Source organism: Niameybacter sp. (assembly GCF_036655075.1).
Taxonomy (GTDB): domain Bacteria; phylum Bacillota; class Clostridia; order Lachnospirales; family Cellulosilyticaceae; genus Holtiella.
Genome location: NZ_JAVVQU010000048.1, coordinates 1 through 19,764, shown reverse-complemented (window position 1 = coordinate 19,764; position 19,764 = coordinate 1). Strand labels below are relative to the sequence as shown.

The window sequence follows — 19,764 nt, the reverse complement described above, 5'->3', positions numbered from 1 at the left end:
GGAGAGAATCTATAATGAGCAACTTAATATGTAGGTCAGAATATGAAGAGCAAATTACAAAAAGTCGTGATAGTAGAATGGAGTGGTGGAGAGATTCACGCTTTGGGATGTTTATTCATTTAGGACTTTATTCTGTATATGGAAAGCATGAATGGGCTATGGCTATGGAAAACTGGCCAATTGAAGAATATGCAAAATTCGCCGATGGTTTTCTTCCCAAAGAAGGATGTTGTAGAGAGTGGGCTAAACTAGCAAAAAAAGCTGGTATGAAATATATGGTTTTAACTACGAGACATCATGAGGGATTTAGCTTATGGGACTCAAAAGTAAATCCATTTAATTCTGTGAATTATGGTGCTAAGAGGGATATCGTACGTGAATTTGTAGATGCATGCCATGAATTTGATTTGAAAGTAGGGTTCTACTCTTCAATGATGGATTGGAGACATCCAGATGCAGGAAGATGTGCTTTTGATCAAGAGGCAAGAATACGTTTTACTCAATATATTAAGGATTTAAATAGAGAATTGATGGAGAATTACGGCAAGATAGATATTTTATGGTACGATATTGCTTGCCCAATGGAATCTCATGAAGGTTGGGACTCTCTTGGACTTAATCAAATGGTAAGATCATTGCAACCAGATATTATTATTAACAATAGAACACACTTACCAGAAGATTTCCAAACACCAGAAGGCCACACTGGACCTGCTGGGCGTGATTGGGAAGCCTGCATGACATTTAATGGAATTAGTTGGGGATATCTTGATTCTAAGAGGGTACAACCCTATAGCCATACACCACAACAAATTTTGAGAATGTTATATGAGGTAACAAAAGAAGGTGGCAATCTATTATTAAATATCGGACCTAGAGCAGATGGTTCCATTCCAGATGAAGCTATTTTGCCACTAGAATTAGTTGGAAAATGGATTAATGAGCATGATGGATTTGTATATGGAAAAAAAGATGCCAAACGTATTACATATCACGGAACATCAAATGTAACTTTTGAAGGAAACAAAGCATATGTCTGGAATTTCTTCTGGCCAGAGCAAGACCATACTATTTATATTGCAGGTATTCAAAATCAGTTATTAAAAGCATCTTTCCTTAAAACAGAAACAGCTATAGAATTTGAACAAGATGAGTACCGTATTACACTCAAAAATTTACCAGACTGTGAAGAAGATCAGTTAATGGGAATTACCATGATCTGTCTAGAATTTGATGGGGAAGTTCAGTACTGGGGAAGTGGATGGAACCGACATGCTACACGCTATCCACAAATCAACAACGGAGATATATATCATAAATAACGCTATGTTGTAACGTGGCATAAATCGTTTTAATTTATGAAAAATTTTATTTTATAAAAGGGCTATATCCATTAATAATCAAAGGATATAGCCCTTTTATCGTACATAAGACTGAGCATAAGGTGGCTTATTGGTTGTGTGGCAAGGTAGGGTATGCCTATAAAAGGTGTGAGGAAAGCGAAACCATCGGTATTTAAATAAAAAAGTTTAAAATTGTTAAGAGTATATAATTAGAAATAATAGAAAATGTGAATTTTGGATTATTTTTTTTAGAGTGTTGAAATTTAGAGGTTTCTGTACTAATCTATAGGGAGTAGGTCGAAAGATGTAAAACAAATAGATAGAGGATTTGGCGAGGAAATTAAATATGAAAAAGAAATATTATAAAATAATAGCCACAGGTCTCATAGCGGTACAATCATGTATAGGGTTACAAGCATTAGGACCAACAATGGTAGCAAATAGAGCGATACATGAGACTTATCATGTGATTGTGAATAAGCAAAATCCCGTGGACCAGCACTTTAAACCGAAAACTTTAGTGATACCTAAAGTGAGATTTCAAACACCAGGGAATATAGATAAAAATTATATGGAACGTGAAGCTGCGTATGCCTTAGAAAATATGTTTAAAGACGCGGCGGCAAGTGGTATCACGCTGGTTGCAGTGAGTGGCTACAGAAGCTATGACTATCAAAACAACTTGTATCAAAATGCGCTTAGAAAATATGGAAGAAATCAAAACGGAACAGCGACTCCAAATGACTCAGAACACCGTACGGGGTTGGCTATGGATGTAACAGGAATAAGTGGTGGGACTATAGAAGAAAGTTTTGAGCACACCAAAGAAGGGCAGTGGCTAGCTGCAAATTGCTATAAATACGGATATATCATCCGTTACCCTAAAAATAAAACAGCAATTACAGGCTACATCTATGAGCCATGGCACATACGCTATGTAGGCAAAGAACTAGCAACTCAGTTACATACAAATGGCTTAGCCATGGAAGAACTTGCAAGATGTTGTTATGAAAAAGTAGAAATGAGTATGGAAATAGATGGTGTAACAGGTCATCAAAAAGTATCTGTAGTTGAAGATCAAGGAACATTGTACATAGATTTGGAACAATTAGGTCAGCGTATAGGTGGAAGTGTAGGCTATACAGCTATTACGCAAATGAGTACCTTAACTTATGGCAAATACTACTTAGTAGCAGGCCCAAACTGGCTTAACGGTGGGGGAGAAAAGAACCTTACACTCGGCGATACACTATATGTCCCACTGCGAAAAACTTGTGGAATACTTGGATTAAAGCTAGTAGAAGTGAACACTCAGCAAGGTAAAATAAAAGTGGCAACACGCAATTAACGACTAGGATAAAGACACAGGAAATAAAAAAGACGAGTTGAGAGGAAGAAAGAGGAAAAACGATGTTTATACAGTATCAAAATCAAATTCAAACGTTACCAAGCTTACTAAAAGCTTATTGCGAAGCAGAAGAAGGACAAGATAAGGCAGAAAAAGTAGCCCTTAGTGACTACTTAAATGCACAAGATATGGCATTTATTAAATGGGTACAAGTGGTACTTCATTTAGGACGTAACCCACAAAGTGGGACAGATATACCGGAAGAACTCTATAACAAGACGCTTCAAGCTTTTGATATGCTTAAAGGATGGCGCCCAAAAGAAATAGAAATTCGTCATATGATTCTTAAAAATCCTTTGCATGTGTATTTTCAACAAGGCTTAGAAGTGCTAGGAATAGGGCCTCAAGAGGTGACAACAAATCGTCTGCTCATGCGTCCTTTGGGTAGACAAGACTTAGAGTCTATCTATGCTCTAGCCTCAGATGAGGAAGTCGCACAGTTTATGCGTTTTTTTAGACATACAAGTTTAGAAGAGACACAAGCTTTATTAGAAGAATACTTAGATGAGTCAAGCTGTCATAGTCTTGCTATTTTTGAACAAGAAAGTAAGCAATTTGTAGGTGTCTTTGTATTTAAGAAAAGTGAAGAAGATCCACAAGTCTATAGCCTCACCACGTTTACCGGCAAAGCTTACTGGAACAAGGGATACAGCACAGAAATCTTAGAGGTTATGAAGCCTTATGGCAAAGAAGTGATAAAAGCCCAAACTTTAATGGCTTATGTAGTAAGTGAGAATACAGGCTCTTGCAAAGTACTAGAAAAAAATGGGTTTGAAGTTGTAAAAACTTTAACTTTTGAAGATTTGTCTTGTCCACTTTTAATCTATGCTTTTAAACTAGAAGACTAGGTTACAAAATTAAATATAAATAAAAAATGAGGTGGCTTATCAAATAAGCCATCTCATTTTTTGTAATAGGGAAGTGTTACTCCCATATAAAGAAGTTCTAAGTGTCTAACGGAACATAAACTTACTGTATAATCCAAGCATTGTTGATGTAGCGCTCATGGCCAAGACTTGGTTGGTTGACATAGTTGTTGTCATAGTACATAACAGTAGAACTTCCACCATCTAGCATAGCAGCATTGATACAGCCTTCTGCAAGGAGGGTATTTTGGAGCACGTCAAGATCTACGCCAATGCTGTGTCCTGGTTGTCTCCCGTCAATACAAAGAAAGAGGACTTCACCCGTTGGACGTTGACCAATTGCTGTACGAGGTGCAATGCCCCAGCCACCAGTACCTTCTTTGATGGTGATTTCACCGTTTACAATTAGGAAGGGACGAAAATCTACAGCATCTCTTAAGTTAGCATCAAGAGCCTCTTGTTTTGTCATTTTGCCAAGGACAAGGACGTTGTCTTGATTGAATCCAATGACACTATGTTCCATATCTCCATTGGACTGAACAAGCTGATTATCTACAATAAGTAGGCCGGCAGGTGTACCGCCATTAGAGTCGTAGTTAGGACCATCTACAAACCCACCAGCATTAATACCTGCACGGGCATTATGAGTTGCTACCATTGTCTTAACTAAGTCCCCACGTTCAAATTGATAGCGGGTTTGTGCCAGTTGTACGCGAGCGGGGTTTTCAATTAACATGAGCTTGCCCTTCCAAGTACTGCCTGATACATCTTTTAAATAAATCCCCTCTTCTAACGCCCTATAGCCTTGGTCAAGATAAGTAGAAGCATCTATTAAAGGGGTGTCAACGTTAGAAGGGGCATGACCATCAGGTTGTTTTGAAGGGATTTGCACGAGGTCTGTAGACGTTTCAAAACCTGAATCGTCTACTTGATTACGTTTCATAATTTCTTCTATTTTCTCCTCATTAATAAATGCTGTAGCCAACCATTTGTGGTTTAAGGTAGTCATAGCTGTCGTAACCCACAAATCTTGTGTAGGTCTTAGCCAACCAGACATAATCAAAATATAAAAGCTTGCAATACCTATTAAAAAAAGGCTGCCTAAAGTAATCCCTACGGATTTAAAAAATATTTTTAAAAGGTGCTTACTCATAGAAACATCTCCTTTTATGTAGAATTTTGATAGTATATTGTATTATAGCATAACATGTAAAAATGAACATCTCTTTCATAAAACTGTTGCAAAGTTGAAAGATTTAAAGCTGATTTTATCCTAGACTGGTGCATAAACTTATAGTAGATGCACAAATGGGAGTTAAAGAGGGTGAATGGATGCAGAGGGAGATTGGAACAAGGGGGAAACTTTTAAACGAACAAGGAAAACTAAATGAGGTAGGGTATGCCACTTCTTTGGTATTAGAGTACAGTAGAGAGGACATTCAGGCGAGTAAATGGAGAATTAAAGAGTGGGATTATTACTTAATGATGAATAAGAGTTATGGTGCAGCGCTTACAATAGCAGATAATGGCTATATGGGGCTTGTAAGTGTTTCTATATTAGACTTTAAGAATAGAAGGTATCACACTAAAAGCCATATGGTTCCTTTTACTTTTGGAAAGCTCGCTTTACCAAAGAGTTCTAAAAAGGGAGATATACGCTATGTAGATGAACATGTAGAGCTGTATATATTCAATGGAAAAGAAGGACGTAGGTTAAGGTGTTATATGAAGAACTTTAATCAAGAAAAGCCCTTTGAATGTGAGTTTTTACTTACGAATCCTCCCAAAGATTCTATGGTTATTGCCACACCTTTTAAGGGGAAATCTAATGCCTTTTATTACAATCAAAAAATAGTTGGAATGAGTGCCCATGGCTATGCTAAGACAGATAAGCTATTTTGCACATTCCGCCAAAGTGAGGCACAGGCGCTACTTGACTGGGGAAGAGGTGTATGGCCTTATGACAGTACATGGTACTGGGGGGCTGCAATGGGAAAAGTAAACGACAAAAATTTTGGGTTTAACATAGGCTATGGATTTGGTGATACAAGTGCAGCGAGTGAGAATATGCTTTTTTATGAAGGAATAGCTCATAAGTTAGAAGAAGTGCGTTTTCATATTCCGGAATTAGAGGGGAAAGTAAATTATTTGGCACCCTGGAAATTTACCTCAAGCGACGGACGCTTTGAAATGATTTTTAAACCTATTTTAGATCGTAAGGACCATGCTGGGGGAGGATTCATTGTCAGTGACCAACACCAAGTATTTGGAAAATATAGTGGGAAGGTTTTGTTAGATGATGGGACACTAATAAATATAGAGGAGGTATTAGGATTTGCTGAAAAGGTGCATAACAAGTGGTAAAGAGAATAGAGAAAGTACAAAAGAAAGTAAAAATAATCCATATATCTGATATAAGGGGTTGGCTATAATGAAGCTAAAATAACCTATTTAAAGAGGAGAAACCATGGGTACAACATTAAGTTTCAAAAAGGAAATCATGTCTGTAAGCAAGTGGAATGAAAGTGGGATGGTGCCTTTTATATCTGGTATTTCTATTTTACAAAATACATTAGAGAGTAAACTTGAAGCAGGTGACTCTGCAAATGTTGGATTTGGGACAGTAGATACGATTTATCCCTATACAGAGCAAAATATCTATACAAGAGCCATTACCCAAGAAGCGGTTGAAGTCGTTCACTTAGAAAATGACTATTTAAAAGCCACCTTTATTCCAGGCTTGGGGGGAAGGCTTTGGTCTTTGTATGACAAAGTGGCGAGAAGACAATTATTGTATGTAAACGATGTTATAAGACCTAGTAACTTAGCTGTGCGTAATGCTTGGGTAAGTGGTGGCGTAGAATGGAATATAGGGGTTATAGGGCATTCACCTTATACCTGTGACCAACTTTTTGTAGGCGTCGTAGAAGTTGAAGGGATGGAAGTCTTAAGAATGTATGAGTATGAACGCATTCGTAAGGTAACTTATCAAATGGACTTCTTCTTACCAGAGGACTCTAAGTTTTTAATGTGTCGTATGCGTATTGTAAATCCCAATAAGAAAGAAGTACCTATGTACTGGTGGAGCAATATGGCTGTTCCAGAGCTTGAAAAAGGTAGATTAGTAGTGGATGCAAACTCGGCATATACCAATAAGGCAGGAAGTGTCTATAAGGTAGGGGTACCTATAGTAGAGGGGGTGGATATAAGCCGTCCTAAACAGATTCCAAACTCAGTAGATTACTTCTTTGATATAGCAAAAGAAAGGCGCAAATATATTACGCAGTTAGATGAAAGTGGATATGGCATGATTCAGACATCTACTAGCAGATTACAAGGGAGAAAGCTGTTTGTATGGGGGCAGACAAAAGGTAGTAGCAGATGGCAAAGCTACTTGACCCAACAAGCAGGGCCATACATAGAAATTCAAGCAGGACTTGCAAAGACCCAATATGGTTGTCTGCCTATGGAAGCTGAAAGTACATGGGAGTGGCTAGAGGGATATGGTGCTATCCAAGTTGAGTCTACTCTTGTACAAGGCGATTGGTATACCCTGCGAAAAGCTGTAGGCGATGCCCTAGAAGATAGCCTAAAGGCCAAAGACCTAGAAGTGTATCTTGAAGAGACAAGAGAAAGTATTGCCCTTTTGCCGGCTCACTTAGTGCAAACAGGTAGTGTGTTTGGTGCAATAGAGAATAGAAGAAGAAAGATAGCTTTAGAAAGCCCTTTAAGTATCCATTTAGACTTTGGGATAGTAGCAAAGAAAAATGAATGGGTTCAGCTTTTAACAAAGGGAACATTAGGAAGAACTTGGGCAGATGAAAAACGAACGATTTCTTACATGGCAGATGAAACTTACTTTAGGCTTTTGCAACGGGCTGTGGAGAAGAAAGATAAAGACAATAGTTATACCTGGTACCAGTTAGGCCTTATTTATTTAGTAAGAAAACAAATTGATGAAGGTATAGCTTGCTTCAAACAGGCACAAGATTTAGAAGTACATCCTTTCATTAAACATGCACTAGCTGTAGCCCATAGCTTAAAAGAAGAGAGGACATTGGCAACAACTTACAGCATAGAGGCTATTTGGCTAATGCCAAACAACAAAGGGCTTGTAAAGGACTGTATAGGCATTTTAATGGCGTGTGAGGCGTATGGTCCACTTTTAGAAGTGTGTGAAGCGCTGCCAGCACAGATTAAACAAAATACAAGAGTTAAAATTTCAAGAGCCCATGCTCATGCCCAGCTTGGTCAAATAGAAGAGGCCAAGGCACTTCTGAAAAGTGAGGACGGTTGGATTGAAGTGGAAGATATACGAGAAGGGGATGCGTTTACCTCTACGTTATGGGAAGGGATTGCATCAACAATAGAGGGAAAACAAGAAGAAAATACTTTACCAGACGCATTAGACTTTAGAGCTATATTATAAAGCTGAGTATGAACAGTACGAAAGGATAGGGATTAGTGAGGATAGGTGTTTATAAATAAAAGGTCTGTGAAACTAGGAACTTTAACCTAGTTTCACAGACCTTTTCCTATTGAGTAGGATTAATATCTATTTTTATAAGCAGGTAGTACTATTGGAAAAGTTCAAAAGTATAACCCATGTTACGTGCTTCGTCAATCACTTCGTCTAGTACTTCAGTATTGGTTTTAGAAATGGCATGTAAAAGCATAATAGAACCATTGTGTAAGTTGTTAAGAATCATTTTTTTTGCGGTTTCATGAGAAGGTTGTTTGTCTACGTCATAATCTCCATAAGCAAAACTCCAAAATACAGTTTTGTAGCCTAGGGCTTTAGTCATGGCTAAACTTTTTTGGGAGTAATGTCCCATAGGGGGTCTAAACATCTTCACCATAGGTTTGCCAATAAGTGCTTCATATTTGCTAGCTACATCATTGAGCTCATTGGCAAATTTGGTAGGATCACCTGTATAAGTAGGCATAGAAGGATGATGGTTGGAATGGTTAGCAACCACATGTCCTTCATCTACCATACGTTTAACAAGCTCTGGATTTTTATCCACATAGGGAGACGTTACAAAGAACATTGCTTTGACATCTTTGGCTTTTAGGGTATCTAAAATTTGTGGCGTGTAACCTTTTTCATACCCTTCGTCAAAAGTTAAATATAAAACTTTTGAGGCTGTGTCACCTATATAATAAGCATCATAAGTTTCTAACTCAAAGCCTAGCTTATCGTTGATGCGAGGGGTAGAGTGGTCACGGCTTCTGACAAGCCACCAATCAATTTTTGTATTATCTACAGAGCCTGCAAAAAGCGGAGTAAGTGTTGCTATAAAGATGAGAAAGATAAGCCATAAAGCACTTCTTTTTTTCATGCGAAAATCTCCTAACATCACAATTTTATTTAAGACTTAGTTTGTCCAAAATGCTAAAAACTATAATGGATAGTAGTTGTTGTAAATATTATACAATAGTATAAGGCTAAAACTTATAGTATACCTATTTAAAAAGGTTACAAAAAATAGAGAGATTGAGGAAAATATATGTGTATAATTGAAAAAATAATAAGTTATACAAAAAATAATTGCTTATATATGCATATTAACCAAAAATATTGGAAAGGTTTCTAATATAGAACTGTCTATATGCTTAAAATTAAATTCTGAAAACAATGCATATTGCTCAAAATGGCTTTACAAATACTGGAAAAACCATTAGAATAAGAATGGCAAAAGAATAAATGAAAAAGAGTTATAGGGGAAAGGAAGAGCAAGATGACAACTCATATGGATGCTTATACAATTCTGTATCAAGCAAAACAACAAATTACAGACAGAAATCATGTACGTCGCATAGCAGCAAACAAAATGGGGGAAGACGTAGACAAGTTTTTAGAAAAAATGGATGAAGAGGGTATGCGTGACTTGGCCATTGTTGGACTTGAAGCAGGCATTAAGCAAATACGTTATGAATATCCACCCAACGTAGCTAAACGTATGCACAAGTACTACAATCAAAACAAAGACACTTTGGTAGAAGCTTTTTCACATAATGTGAAGGCTTGTGTGACAAAATGGGATGAAGAAACCGTAAAAGTGTGAGATAATAGGTTTAAATTCATCACAAAGGAGAAAATCATGTTTGTAGTAGAAAAGGCATCCACAGAAGACAAGAAGGCATTTTATACATTAATGCTTAAGCAGTTAGAAGCACTTTTAGAAGGGGAAAAAGAACCAATAGCTATTATGGCCAATACATCAGCACTACTCAATGAGTGTTTAGAACAAATCAATTGGGTAGGCTTTTACTTAATGAGAGAAGGCGAGTTAATCCTTGGACCTTTTCAAGGCAAGGTAGCATGTATGCATATTGCCGTAGGGCGTGGAGTTTGTGGGACAGCGGTCTCAGAAAATAAAACGCAGGTAGTAGAAGATGTGCATGCGTTCCCTGGACATATTGCATGTGATAGTGCATCACGTTCAGAAATTGTTATCCCAATAAGAAGAAATCAAGAAGTAATAGGTGTATTAGATATAGATAGTCCAGTACTTGCACGTTTTGACAGCGAAGATAGCGTTTACTTAGAACAGGTAGTGGCAATCATTGAGCAATACTTCCAGTGAAAATAAGTGAATAACTTATCATAGATGTAAGAAAAGAAGAAGGATGCGCCACGACGCATCCTTCTTCTTTTTAAAAATAATTATTCAATAGATAAAGCTAAGTTATCAAATTCAGCAAGGTCTACATTGCCTTGACTATAATCATTGTAAAGAAGAGAGATTGAATCACCTATTTGAGTAAGTGGAAGTTCTTTAGATACATTAGAGTTGGCAATAAAGACGATATTTGGCATTGTATCTATCATGAAGTAGTAGTAAGTGTTACCACTTTGTACATCGGCATTAAAACGTGTAATGATGCCTTTTGCTTCAAGATGAGTGGCTTGATTGCCAATGTTGATTTGGTTGCCTTTTGATTTTAAAGCTTCTTGATAACTACGAAGTGCATCTTCTTTATTTTCTCCAAGACCTACTAAGCTGTAGTCTTCAACAGAAACGAAAGAAACCATTTTGATAAGCCCTGCTTTATCTTTTAAAGACATAACGTAAGTTGGCTGGCCCAAAATGTTATACATAACAGGGAAAGTTGCTGTATAGCCTTTTTCTTGAACTTTACCTTCGGCTGAACGCATAGCAGCAATTTCTGTAGCACCAGGTTGTTTGTAGAGTTTTGCTTCTTTTGTACGTGTATCTACAAGCATAAAGCCGATTGTAGATTCATCTGCACCAGAAGAAGTAATCCCTGTGTACCAGTAGCTTTTGCCATCATCTCCGTAAACAAGAGACATACCTCTTGTTGGAACGAGAACATTGGCTTCTGTAATCACAGCGTTTAAGAAACCTTCTACATAAAGACCCCAGTCACGGATTTGTGCATTGATAAAGCTTTCAGGTTGAATACGATCAATCCAAGCAGGTGCTTCTTCAATAGTATAAGAAGCAACTTCTCCAGTGGATGCATTAACAGTAGCTACACCAACAGCATCGCTACCACCAAAACCGATTGTATGTTCATAGAGAGAGACAACCCAGAAAGGTACACCATTATCATCGATTTCAAATGTAAAGTCTGTAAGACCTACATTGGTATGTCCATTTAAATAAACATGTCTTGCTAAATCTTGATGTAAGTAAGCATCTGGTTGATAAACGATTTTAACAGGTTTGCCATCTAACTCTTGTACGAAGCGTACATCTTGAGGATTGTTGGCTGAAACCATAATGTAACCTGTAGTACCTTCTAGGTTTGTGAGCCATTTAATGGTGTCACGATGTACAAGTGGTGCAACCCAGTATAAGGAGCCATTAACTTGTTGAATATGGAACTCGCCAAGTTTAGAAATACTTCCAAGAGCAGGTACCTCACCAATTTTCTTATCGCCTAGACGAATAGCAGTTTCACGGTCTACAAGACGGATGTCTGATACACTTACAGGACTAATGTCTGAAGTGAATTGGCTCTCTTCAACATTGCCTAAAAGGTCACGGTATTTGTTAGAGTGAAGAAAGGGTGCAGACAATACAAAAGGTGCTGCAACAGTCACTACAATAGCAAGAATACCTATGCTGAAGAAGAACTTAGCAAGTTTAGGTACATTGAAGAAAGTTTGCTCACCTTCTACAGTAATAAAGTTAGGGCCTTTCAAAGAGAAGAAGCCGAGTAAAAGGGCAATACCTGCGATCATCACATAAAGTGAAGTGAATTTAGGATTGAATACAGGTAGCTCAACGTAGATGTAAGCCAGTGCCCCGATTAAAACGAGTAAATACCCCCATATTTTTCTTTTCATTTATAATCTCCTTTCAATTTGGGTGAAAATTCATTATAACTGAGCGTTAACAATTATAAAAGTAAGTATAACAAAGTCATGTAAACTAAATATGTAAAAAACACTTTAAGAGGAAGAAAAGTCCTCTTAAAGTGTTTGGAAAAGGGGTTTAACCAACTTTTATAAAACTTTCACGAATGAATTTATACACTTGAATAATCAAGGTTGGCATAAAAGCTAAGCCGTAAATCGTCCATACTTGATTCATAGTAAGTGGTGCAATCATAAATAAGTCTTTAATACCAGGGATGAAGAGTACAGCATTTAAGAACAAGAAGCCAAGGGCAAAAGCACCCACACTATACGTGTTGGTGAAAAAACCAAGTCGTATAATAGACTTTTTACCACGGCAGTTAAAACCGTGGAATAGACGTGCAAGACAAAGTGTTGCAAAAGCCATTGTACTTGCATGAGCTGGTGTAATAGCAAGACCTGCATAGTAAGCCACCATAGTGAAGACACCAATAACACTACCTTCTACCAAAATGCGAAGTAAGAAGTCACGAGATAAAATAGAAGCTTTAGGGTCACGAGGTTTTTGGTTGAGTAGGTCATCACGCGCAGATTCCATACCAATAGCGATAGCAGGTAAGCTGTCTGTTACTAAGTTGATAAAGAGTAAGTGAACAGGTGCAAAAGGCATAGGAAGTGCCATGATTGAAGTATATAAGACCGCCAAGATTCCAGAAGTATTCCCAGAAAGTAAGAACTTAATGGCATTCTTAATGTTGGTATAGACATTACGTCCATTGGTGATGGCTTTGACAATGGTTGCAAAGTTATCATCTGTTAAAATCATAGCTGCCGCATCTTTAGATACTTCTGTCCCTGTAATACCCATTGCAATACCGATATCAGCTTTCTTAAGGGCAGGTGCATCGTTGACACCGTCACCCGTCATAGCTACGATCTTACCTTTACGTTGCCATGCATCTACAATACGAATTTTATTTTCAGGAGATACACGAGCATAAACTGCAATATGTTCTAACTGTTGGTCAAGTTCTTGGTCTGTCATTTTATCTAATGTTTTACCTTCAACAGCGATATCCTCAGAACCTAGTATACCAATTTCTTTGGCAATAGCAGAAGCTGTGACACGGTGGTCTCCTGTAATCATAATAGGCTTGATTCCTGCAAGTCGTGCATCGGCAACTGCTGCTTTAGACTCTTCACGAGGAGGGTCAATCATAGAGACAAGACCAAGGAAGACATAGTTCTTTTCATCTTCTAAAGTAAGCTCTTTTTTTGCAGCCACTGTCTTATAGCTAAAAGCTAAGACACGTAAGCCATTCTCAGAAAGGGATTGATTTGCCTCAATAATGCGTTCCATATCTTCTTCTGTAATCGGACGAACACCTGAAGCTGTTGCAATGTGGGTTGTACGTCCAAGTAGTACGTCTACGGCACCTTTAGTAAAGAGAATATATTCTTTATCAATAAGATGGAGTGTAGTCATAAGTTTTCTGTCAGAGTCAAAAGGCAATTCACTAAGACGAGGGTATTCGTTGCGAAGTGAAATTTCACTAAGACCTAAGCGTTGACCTAAGTTAACTAAGGCAACTTCTGTAGGGTCGCCAATTTCTTGTCCCCCAAGACTTGTGGAATCATTGGTTAAAATGGCATTTTGTAAAAGTGTACGCCCAAGTCCTGTAGAGTAGTCTAATCTGTCTCCATCTACTAATTGATGGTCTAAATAAACTTTTTTAGTCGTCATTTTGTTTTGTGTAAGTGTACCTGTTTTGTCAGAGCAGATAATAGAGATACTGCCTAAACTTTCAACAGCTTTAAGCTCTTTCATAATGGCATTTTGTTTTGCCATTTTTTGAGTACCTAGGGCAAGTACGATTGTAACAATAGAACTAAGTGCTTCAGGAATAGCAGCTACAGCAAGGGCTACAGCAAACATTAGAGAGTCTAGTATAGGTACTTTGCGGTAAATGCTAAGGGCAAAGACGCCTGCACAAATAACAAGGATGATAAAGGCTAACTTCTTACTAAAGTCATCTAAGTTAGCTTGAAGTGGTGTTTTCTTTTGTTGGGTTTGATTCATTAAAGTTGCAATTTTACCAATTTCAGTTTGCATACCTGTTGCAGTGACTAAGATAATCCCACGACCATAAGTGACAAGAGAACCAGAAAATACCATGTTGAGTTGATCACCTAGAGCCACTTCTTCTTTAGCAACTACATCGAAAATTTTAGAAACACTTTCAGATTCACCCGTTAAAGAGCTTTCGTTAACTTGTAAGGAATAACTTTCAAGGACACGTCCATCTGCAACAACCAGGTCACCGGCTTCTAAGAAAAGAATATCGCCAGGGACAATGTCAGCAGAAGCAAGTTCTACCTTTTGTCCATTACGAATGACTTTCGCACTAGGGGCGGAGAGTGCCTTGAGACTACTGAGAGATTTCTCAGCCTTAAAATGTTGTACCGTTCCTAAAATAGCATTTAAAATAATAACAGCAAAAATAACGATGGTACTTTCTATATTCCCAGAAAGTATAGAGATGATAGCAGCGGCAATTAGAATAATAACAAGTAGGTCTTTAAACTGTTCTAAGAAAACAATAAGACCACTTTTTTTCTTGCCTTCAGAAAGTGCATTAGGTCCATAGGTTTCAAGTTGTTTATGGGCTTGATTGGTGGAGAGCCCTTCTAAAGTCACATTAAACTCGTCAAGGACTTTAGATGTAGGTTGATTGAAATACTTATTCATAATTTTCCTCCTATTTTAATATGCTATTTATATGATTAAAAAGGTGTAATAGTAAAAAAGACCTTTAATATAACCTTCAGTTAGTATCACCTGAAAATTATATTAAAAGTCTTGTAACCATAAGATGGTATATATCACCAGATTGCATGCAATCGCGTTTGTTGATGATATATTTTAAACTACTCCCTTTTAATAAAAATATATGTTGGTATATTATTAGTAAATAGTATATTATATTTGATATATTTGATTATAGTGATAAAATAAAAATTTGTCAATACAATTTTGTTTATATAAAATCTAACCAATAATCATTAGGTATAAAGATAGAGACAATAATCATAAACTAATAGAAAATAAATAGATGAAAAGGAATTTAGTTTATGTGGCTCATTTATAGTATACGTATTTTACTTTTAATTAATTTAATAGTTTTAGGGGTAATGGGCGAATGGCTGAATATGGTGATTGTCCTTTCCGTTATTGCCATTACTTTTATACCAGAGGTACTAAGTAGGTGGATTCATGTGCATTTGACACGTTTTATGCAGTACTTCTTAGTGTTTTTTGCCCTTTTAGCGCAATGGGGAGGGACTTACTTAAGAGCCTATGACTATATGAGTTGGTGGGATATCTTTTTGCACGGTCTCTCAGCGGTATTGGTAGCCTTTGGTGGTATTGTCTTACTCAAAATGATAGACCCTAAGTTTCGGCTTTGGGAGACAAAACAATACAAGGTAATGAGTTGGTTTTTGTTTATGACCATCTGTGCAAGCGCAGTGTTTTGGGAAATCTTTGAGTTCGTTGGAGATACCTTCTTTGGGACCAATGGGCAACTTGGAAGTCTCTCAGATACTATGGAAGATATGATTATTTGTGTAGTCGTTGGTATTTTCTTTGCAAGTTTTGTAGGCTGGTCACTAAGATGTGGGAAAGATAACTTTGTCACTCGCCAATTTGAAGCCTTTAAGGCACTAAATACCCAAGAAGTAGCACAAGAGAGCGAAGAAGTGTTTCAAGAATTGGACTTTGTGTGCATGCCGGATAAACAAAAGGAAATAAAAAATTAAAAAGGTTAATAGATGACAAGGAATATAGGATAAGTAAAGCATCAAAGGAGATAGGGCGAAAGAAAAGCATGAATGAAAAGAATGTATAGAGTAAGAGGTCAAGTCCTAGAGCGTAGGAAACTTGACCTCTTATTCTTATGTTCTTAGGAAAAAGAATCTATTGTAGTCTAGCCGTTTGCACTTACTTTGATGATTTCTAGAACAATTTTGTAAGCCACAATAAGCTCACTTGCTACGACAAACTCGTAGCGACCGTGCCCGTTGTAAGTACCTGTAAAGAAGTTTGGTGTAGGTAGACCCATAAAGGAAAGTCTTGCACCATCTGTACCGCCGCGAATAGGGTCATCATTAGGGACAATACCTAAGCTTGCAAAGGCCTTGTTAGCAAGGGCCATAACTTCTGGATGTTGGTCGATGATTTCTTTCATATTATAGTAGCTATCTGATAAAGTTAAGGTGAAGCTGCCTGCGCCATAGCGACTATTCATAGTAGCAACAACATCGGTCATAACCTTTTTGCGGTTTTCAAAAAGGGTACGGTCGTGGTCACGGATGATGTAGTCCATAGTTGTGCGGTCTACAGAGCCAGCTAAGTCATGAAGGAGATAGAAGCCTTCAAAGAGCTCTGTATGCTCTGGTACTTCCTCAGATGGCAATAAGCTATTCAGTTCATAGGCCATAAGGAGACTGTTTTTCATCTTGTCTTTAGCAGAACCTGGATGAACGCTTACTCCTTGAACTTCAATATGTGCAGAAGCTGCATTGAAAGTTTGAGATTGAAGCTCAGGCATACCGCTACCATCTACAGTATAGGCAAAGTCACAGCCAAACTTAGCAGTGTCAAAGTGGTCTGCCCCATGTCCTACTTCTTCATCAGGAGTAAAGCCAATACGGATTTTGCCATGAGGAATCTCTGGATGAGCAAGAAGGTATTCACAAGCTGATAGAATGGCTGCAATACCAGCCTTGTCATCTCCACCAAGAAGGGTTGTACCATCTGTAGTAATAAGTGTCTCGCCTATTTTCTCATTTAAGACAGGAAATTGTGCAGGAGAGAGTTTTATGTTTTCTTTTTCATTTAAAACAATGTCGCCACCTTGGTAGTTTTCTACGACTTGAGGTTTGACATTTTTGCCTGTAAAGTCAGGCGCTGTATCCATATGGGCAATAAAGCCAATGGTTGGAAGGGTTTTGTTTGTATTTGCTGGTAAAGTCGCCATGACATAGCCATACTCGTCTAAAGTGATTTCTGTTAAGCCTAATTGTTCACATTCACTTTTAAGTTGTTTGGCAAATTCTATTTGATTTGTAGTACTTGGAAAAGAAGTGCTACGAGGGTCAGAAGTGGTATCGACTTTCACGTAGTCTAAAAAACGTTTGATAACAGGTTCATTAAGCATATTATTTTCCCAGCTTTCTTTGGTAGTGTAGATAAATCTAATTAAGGAAAGTATATCACAAATTACAAAAACAATGCAAAACAGGTGGAATATGCTATAATAGGAATATCATTTTATGAAGCGAGAGCGAGGAAAAATATGATTTTATTAGCAGCAACGGATATACGCAAAGTCTATGGAGAAAAGGTGATTTTCAATCAACTTTCCTTAAGTATCCATAGTGAAGATAAAATAGGTTTAATTGGAATCAATGGGACAGGGAAATCCAGTCTCCTTAAAATATTATCAGGATTTGAAACAGCAGATGCTGGAGATCTTGTAACAAGTAATGAATTGATGGTAGAGTACCTTCCACAAAATCCACACTTTGAAGAAGATGCGACAGTTATTGAGCAAATCTTTAAAGGGACATCTAGATTTATGCAAGTCCTTAAAAACTATGAGGAAACAGCACTTGCATTAGACAAAAATCCAGAAGATACTACACTTCAACAAAGGCTTTTAAGTTTGACAACTGAAATGGATGCAGTAGGTGCTTGGCAAGCAGAAAGTGAAGCAAAAGCCATTTTGACTAAACTCGGTATCACGGATTTCAACCAAAAAGTAGGTAATTTATCAGGTGGGCAAAAGAAACGTATTGCACTAGCAGGTGCCCTTATTCGTCCATGTAACTTACTTATCATGGATGAGCCGACTAACCATTTAGATAATGATACCATTGACTATTTAGAAGAACTTCTAAAAAATAAAAAATGTGCCGTACTCATGGTTACCCATGACCGTTACTTCCTAGACCGTGTAACTAACAAAATTGTGGAGTTAGAAAATGGAAAACTCTACACCTATGAGGGGAATTACGGAACTTATCTAGAACTGAGTGCACAACGTGCAAGTATGGAGCAACGCCTAGAAGAGAAGCAAAAAACCCTTTTCAAACAAGAACTTGAATGGATGCGTAAAGGTGTAGAGGCGCGCCGTACTAAACAAAAGGCAAGACAAGACCGTTTCCATGAGTTAAAGGACAATATGCAGTTTAGACAAACAGAGAAGATGGATATTGGCCTTGCTACCTCTAGACTAGGGAAAAAGGTAGTCGAGATGGAAAATGTAAGCAAGGCTTTTGGTGAGCGTACCCTTATCCGTGACTTTACCTATAACTTTATCAAAGGTGAACGTATTGGGATTATTGGAAACAATGGTCTTGGTAAGTCAACTTTGTTAAACCTCATTACAGGAGAGTTGCAAGCAGATAGTGGGACTATAGAAATTGGTGAAACGGTACGTATTGGGTACTATAGTCAGGAAAATAAAGGGCTAGATGACAAGATGCGTGTTATAGACTATGTTAAAGAGCGTGGCGAATATGTCCGTTCTGAAGATGGCAGCCTTGTATCAGCAAGTAAGATGCTTGAGCGATTCTTATTCCCTTCATCTATGCAATATACACCGATTGGCAAACTTTCTGGAGGCGAGAAACGTAGACTTTATTTACTTGGTGTACTTATGAATGATGTAAATGTCCTGCTACTGGATGAGCCTACTAATGACTTAGATATTCAAACATTACAAATATTAGAAGACTACATTGAGCACTTCAATGGGCCTGTTATTGCAGTATCTCATGATCGTTACTTCTTAGACCGTATCTCAGACAAGCTCTTTGTGTTTGAGGGGAATGGCGTGATTAAAGATAGTGTAGGAGGCTATAGCGACTACGTGGCTTATCGTAAGGAAGCTGCAAAAGAGATGGCAGCACCTGCCCAAGAAGCTAAAGCAAAAGCAGATACTTGGAAGAAAACAACTGCTACTAAACTTAAGATGAGCTACAATGAAATGAAAGAATTTGAAAACATCGAAAGTGATATTGAAAAGTTAGAAGCAGGTCTTGAGCAAATCGAAGAAGATATGGCAAAAGAAGCCAGTAACTATAGTAAGCTTGGCGAACTTATGGCAGAGAAAGAGCGCCAAGAAGCTGCACTAGAAGAGAAGATGGCACGCTGGGAGTACTTAAGCGAGCTAGATGAAAAAATTAAAAACCAATAATTATTTGGATAAAGTGGTTGACGAAGATAACAATCAGATATATAATGAATAAAAATTAAGAATATTAAAGGCAATGAAGAGAAGAGTAGATGAATGATTTGTTTAGCAGAGAGCTCCGGGTGCTGAAAAGGAGTAAAGAAACATTTATTGAACCAAGGCTCGAAGCCGCATACGGATCTTCCATCAGGAAGTGATGCTATGACGTGTGTTCACGTTACAGAACTAGAGTATAAGCCTATTGTGGCCGTACTTGAAGAGGTAAATCTAGAGATAGATTTATAAAATAGGGTGGTACCACGGAAATTGAACTCTCGTCCCTAAGACTTAAGATAGTCTTAGAGATGAGAGTTTTTTTATTTTCTAGCAGAAAGGAGTGAAGACATGGGGCAATAAGTAGATTGGAAATCAAAGGATTCCATGCACTACAAGTTTACCAGCAAAGTCAGTCAGCTTTTAAACCTAATGTGTAAAAAGTTTAACTAAGATGGAGGTCAGAATATGTGTATGGAAAAAGACTATTTGAATTTTGTAGATTGGCTTGTCAAAGAAGATG

General features: G+C 37.7%; 14 protein-coding genes and 1 other annotated feature. Of the genes, 9 read left to right on the top strand and 5 right to left on the bottom strand.

Annotation, left to right across the window (positions count from 1 at the left end; genetic code table 11):
• From RRY75_RS11795 to RRY75_RS11785, 3 genes are all read left to right on the top strand, one after another.
• Window positions 1-1,322 (top strand): alpha-L-fucosidase (locus RRY75_RS11795; RefSeq protein WP_332716886.1); only part of this gene is annotated, 1,322 nt, incomplete at its 5' end.
• A gap of 367 nt (window positions 1,323-1,689) precedes the next feature.
• Entirely contained in the window at window positions 1,690-2,691 is a 1,002-nt protein-coding gene (locus RRY75_RS11790; RefSeq protein WP_332493393.1) for a M15 family metallopeptidase, read from the top strand.
• Between the two features lie 62 nt (window positions 2,692-2,753).
• On the top strand, window positions 2,754-3,599 hold the full coding sequence (locus RRY75_RS11785; protein ID WP_332493392.1) for a GNAT family N-acetyltransferase: 846 nt from the start codon (window positions 2,754-2,756) through the stop codon (window positions 3,597-3,599).
• Between the two features lie 121 nt (window positions 3,600-3,720).
• Here RRY75_RS11785 and RRY75_RS11780 read toward each other — a convergent pair whose 3' ends face one another.
• The gene (locus tag RRY75_RS11780; protein ID WP_332493391.1) at window positions 3,721-4,770 is read right to left on the bottom strand and encodes a phosphodiester glycosidase family protein; all 1,050 of its coding nucleotides are present in this window, start codon (window positions 4,768-4,770) and stop codon (window positions 3,721-3,723) included.
• Window positions 4,771-4,949: 179 nt separating this feature from the next.
• Between RRY75_RS11780 and RRY75_RS11775 the strand changes: the two genes are divergently transcribed.
• Both RRY75_RS11775 and RRY75_RS11770 read left to right on the top strand, forming a co-directional pair.
• Complete coding sequence (locus tag RRY75_RS11775; protein ID WP_332716882.1) at window positions 4,950-5,981, top strand: DUF2804 domain-containing protein; 1,032 nt, start codon at window positions 4,950-4,952, stop codon at window positions 5,979-5,981.
• A gap of 103 nt (window positions 5,982-6,084) precedes the next feature.
• The gene (locus tag RRY75_RS11770; RefSeq protein WP_332716879.1) at window positions 6,085-8,046 is read left to right on the top strand and encodes a DUF5107 domain-containing protein; all 1,962 of its coding nucleotides are present in this window, start codon (window positions 6,085-6,087) and stop codon (window positions 8,044-8,046) included.
• A 148-nt stretch (window positions 8,047-8,194) separates the two neighbouring features.
• On the opposite strand, the gene pdaA is transcribed toward RRY75_RS11770, so the two are convergent.
• Window positions 8,195-8,959, bottom strand: a complete 765-nt coding sequence (gene pdaA, locus RRY75_RS11765) for a delta-lactam-biosynthetic de-N-acetylase (RefSeq protein WP_332493388.1) — start codon at window positions 8,957-8,959, stop codon at window positions 8,195-8,197.
• Between the two features lie 399 nt (window positions 8,960-9,358).
• Here pdaA and RRY75_RS11760 point away from each other — a divergent pair, with 399 nt between their 5' ends.
• Together RRY75_RS11760 and RRY75_RS11755 are read left to right on the top strand one after the other, a co-directional pair.
• Window positions 9,359-9,685, top strand: a complete 327-nt coding sequence (locus tag RRY75_RS11760; protein ID WP_332493387.1) for a hypothetical protein — start codon at window positions 9,359-9,361, stop codon at window positions 9,683-9,685.
• A 36-nt stretch (window positions 9,686-9,721) separates the two neighbouring features.
• The gene (locus RRY75_RS11755) at window positions 9,722-10,207 is read left to right on the top strand and encodes a GAF domain-containing protein (RefSeq protein ID WP_332493386.1); all 486 of its coding nucleotides are present in this window, start codon (window positions 9,722-9,724) and stop codon (window positions 10,205-10,207) included.
• A gap of 80 nt (window positions 10,208-10,287) precedes the next feature.
• Here RRY75_RS11755 and RRY75_RS11750 read toward each other — a convergent pair whose 3' ends face one another.
• Both RRY75_RS11750 and RRY75_RS11745 read right to left on the bottom strand, forming a co-directional pair.
• Window positions 10,288-11,937 carry a hypothetical protein gene (locus tag RRY75_RS11750; RefSeq protein ID WP_332493385.1) on the bottom strand — a complete coding sequence of 550 codons (1,650 nt, stop codon included), beginning with the start codon at window positions 11,935-11,937 and terminating at the stop codon, window positions 10,288-10,290.
• 148 nt (window positions 11,938-12,085) lie between these two features.
• A complete protein-coding gene (locus RRY75_RS11745; protein WP_332527433.1) occupies window positions 12,086-14,698 on the bottom strand; it encodes a cation-translocating P-type ATPase in 2,613 nt (870 codons plus the stop codon).
• A gap of 383 nt (window positions 14,699-15,081) precedes the next feature.
• On the opposite strand from RRY75_RS11745, the gene RRY75_RS11740 reads away from it, so the two are divergent.
• Window positions 15,082-15,768, top strand: a complete 687-nt coding sequence (locus RRY75_RS11740) for a hypothetical protein (protein WP_332493383.1) — start codon at window positions 15,082-15,084, stop codon at window positions 15,766-15,768.
• Window positions 15,769-15,935: 167 nt separating this feature from the next.
• On the opposite strand, the gene pepT is transcribed toward RRY75_RS11740, so the two are convergent.
• Entirely contained in the window at window positions 15,936-17,168 is a 1,233-nt protein-coding gene (gene pepT / locus RRY75_RS11735; protein WP_332493382.1) for a peptidase T, read from the bottom strand.
• 138 nt (window positions 17,169-17,306) lie between these two features.
• Here pepT and RRY75_RS11730 point away from each other — a divergent pair, with 138 nt between their 5' ends.
• A complete protein-coding gene (locus tag RRY75_RS11730) occupies window positions 17,307-19,211 on the top strand; it encodes an ABC-F family ATP-binding cassette domain-containing protein (RefSeq protein WP_332716873.1) in 1,905 nt (634 codons plus the stop codon).
• A gap of 64 nt (window positions 19,212-19,275) precedes the next feature.
• Window positions 19,276-19,533: a binding site (T-box leader), on the top strand.
• The last annotated feature ends 231 nt before the right edge of the window (window positions 19,534-19,764 follow it).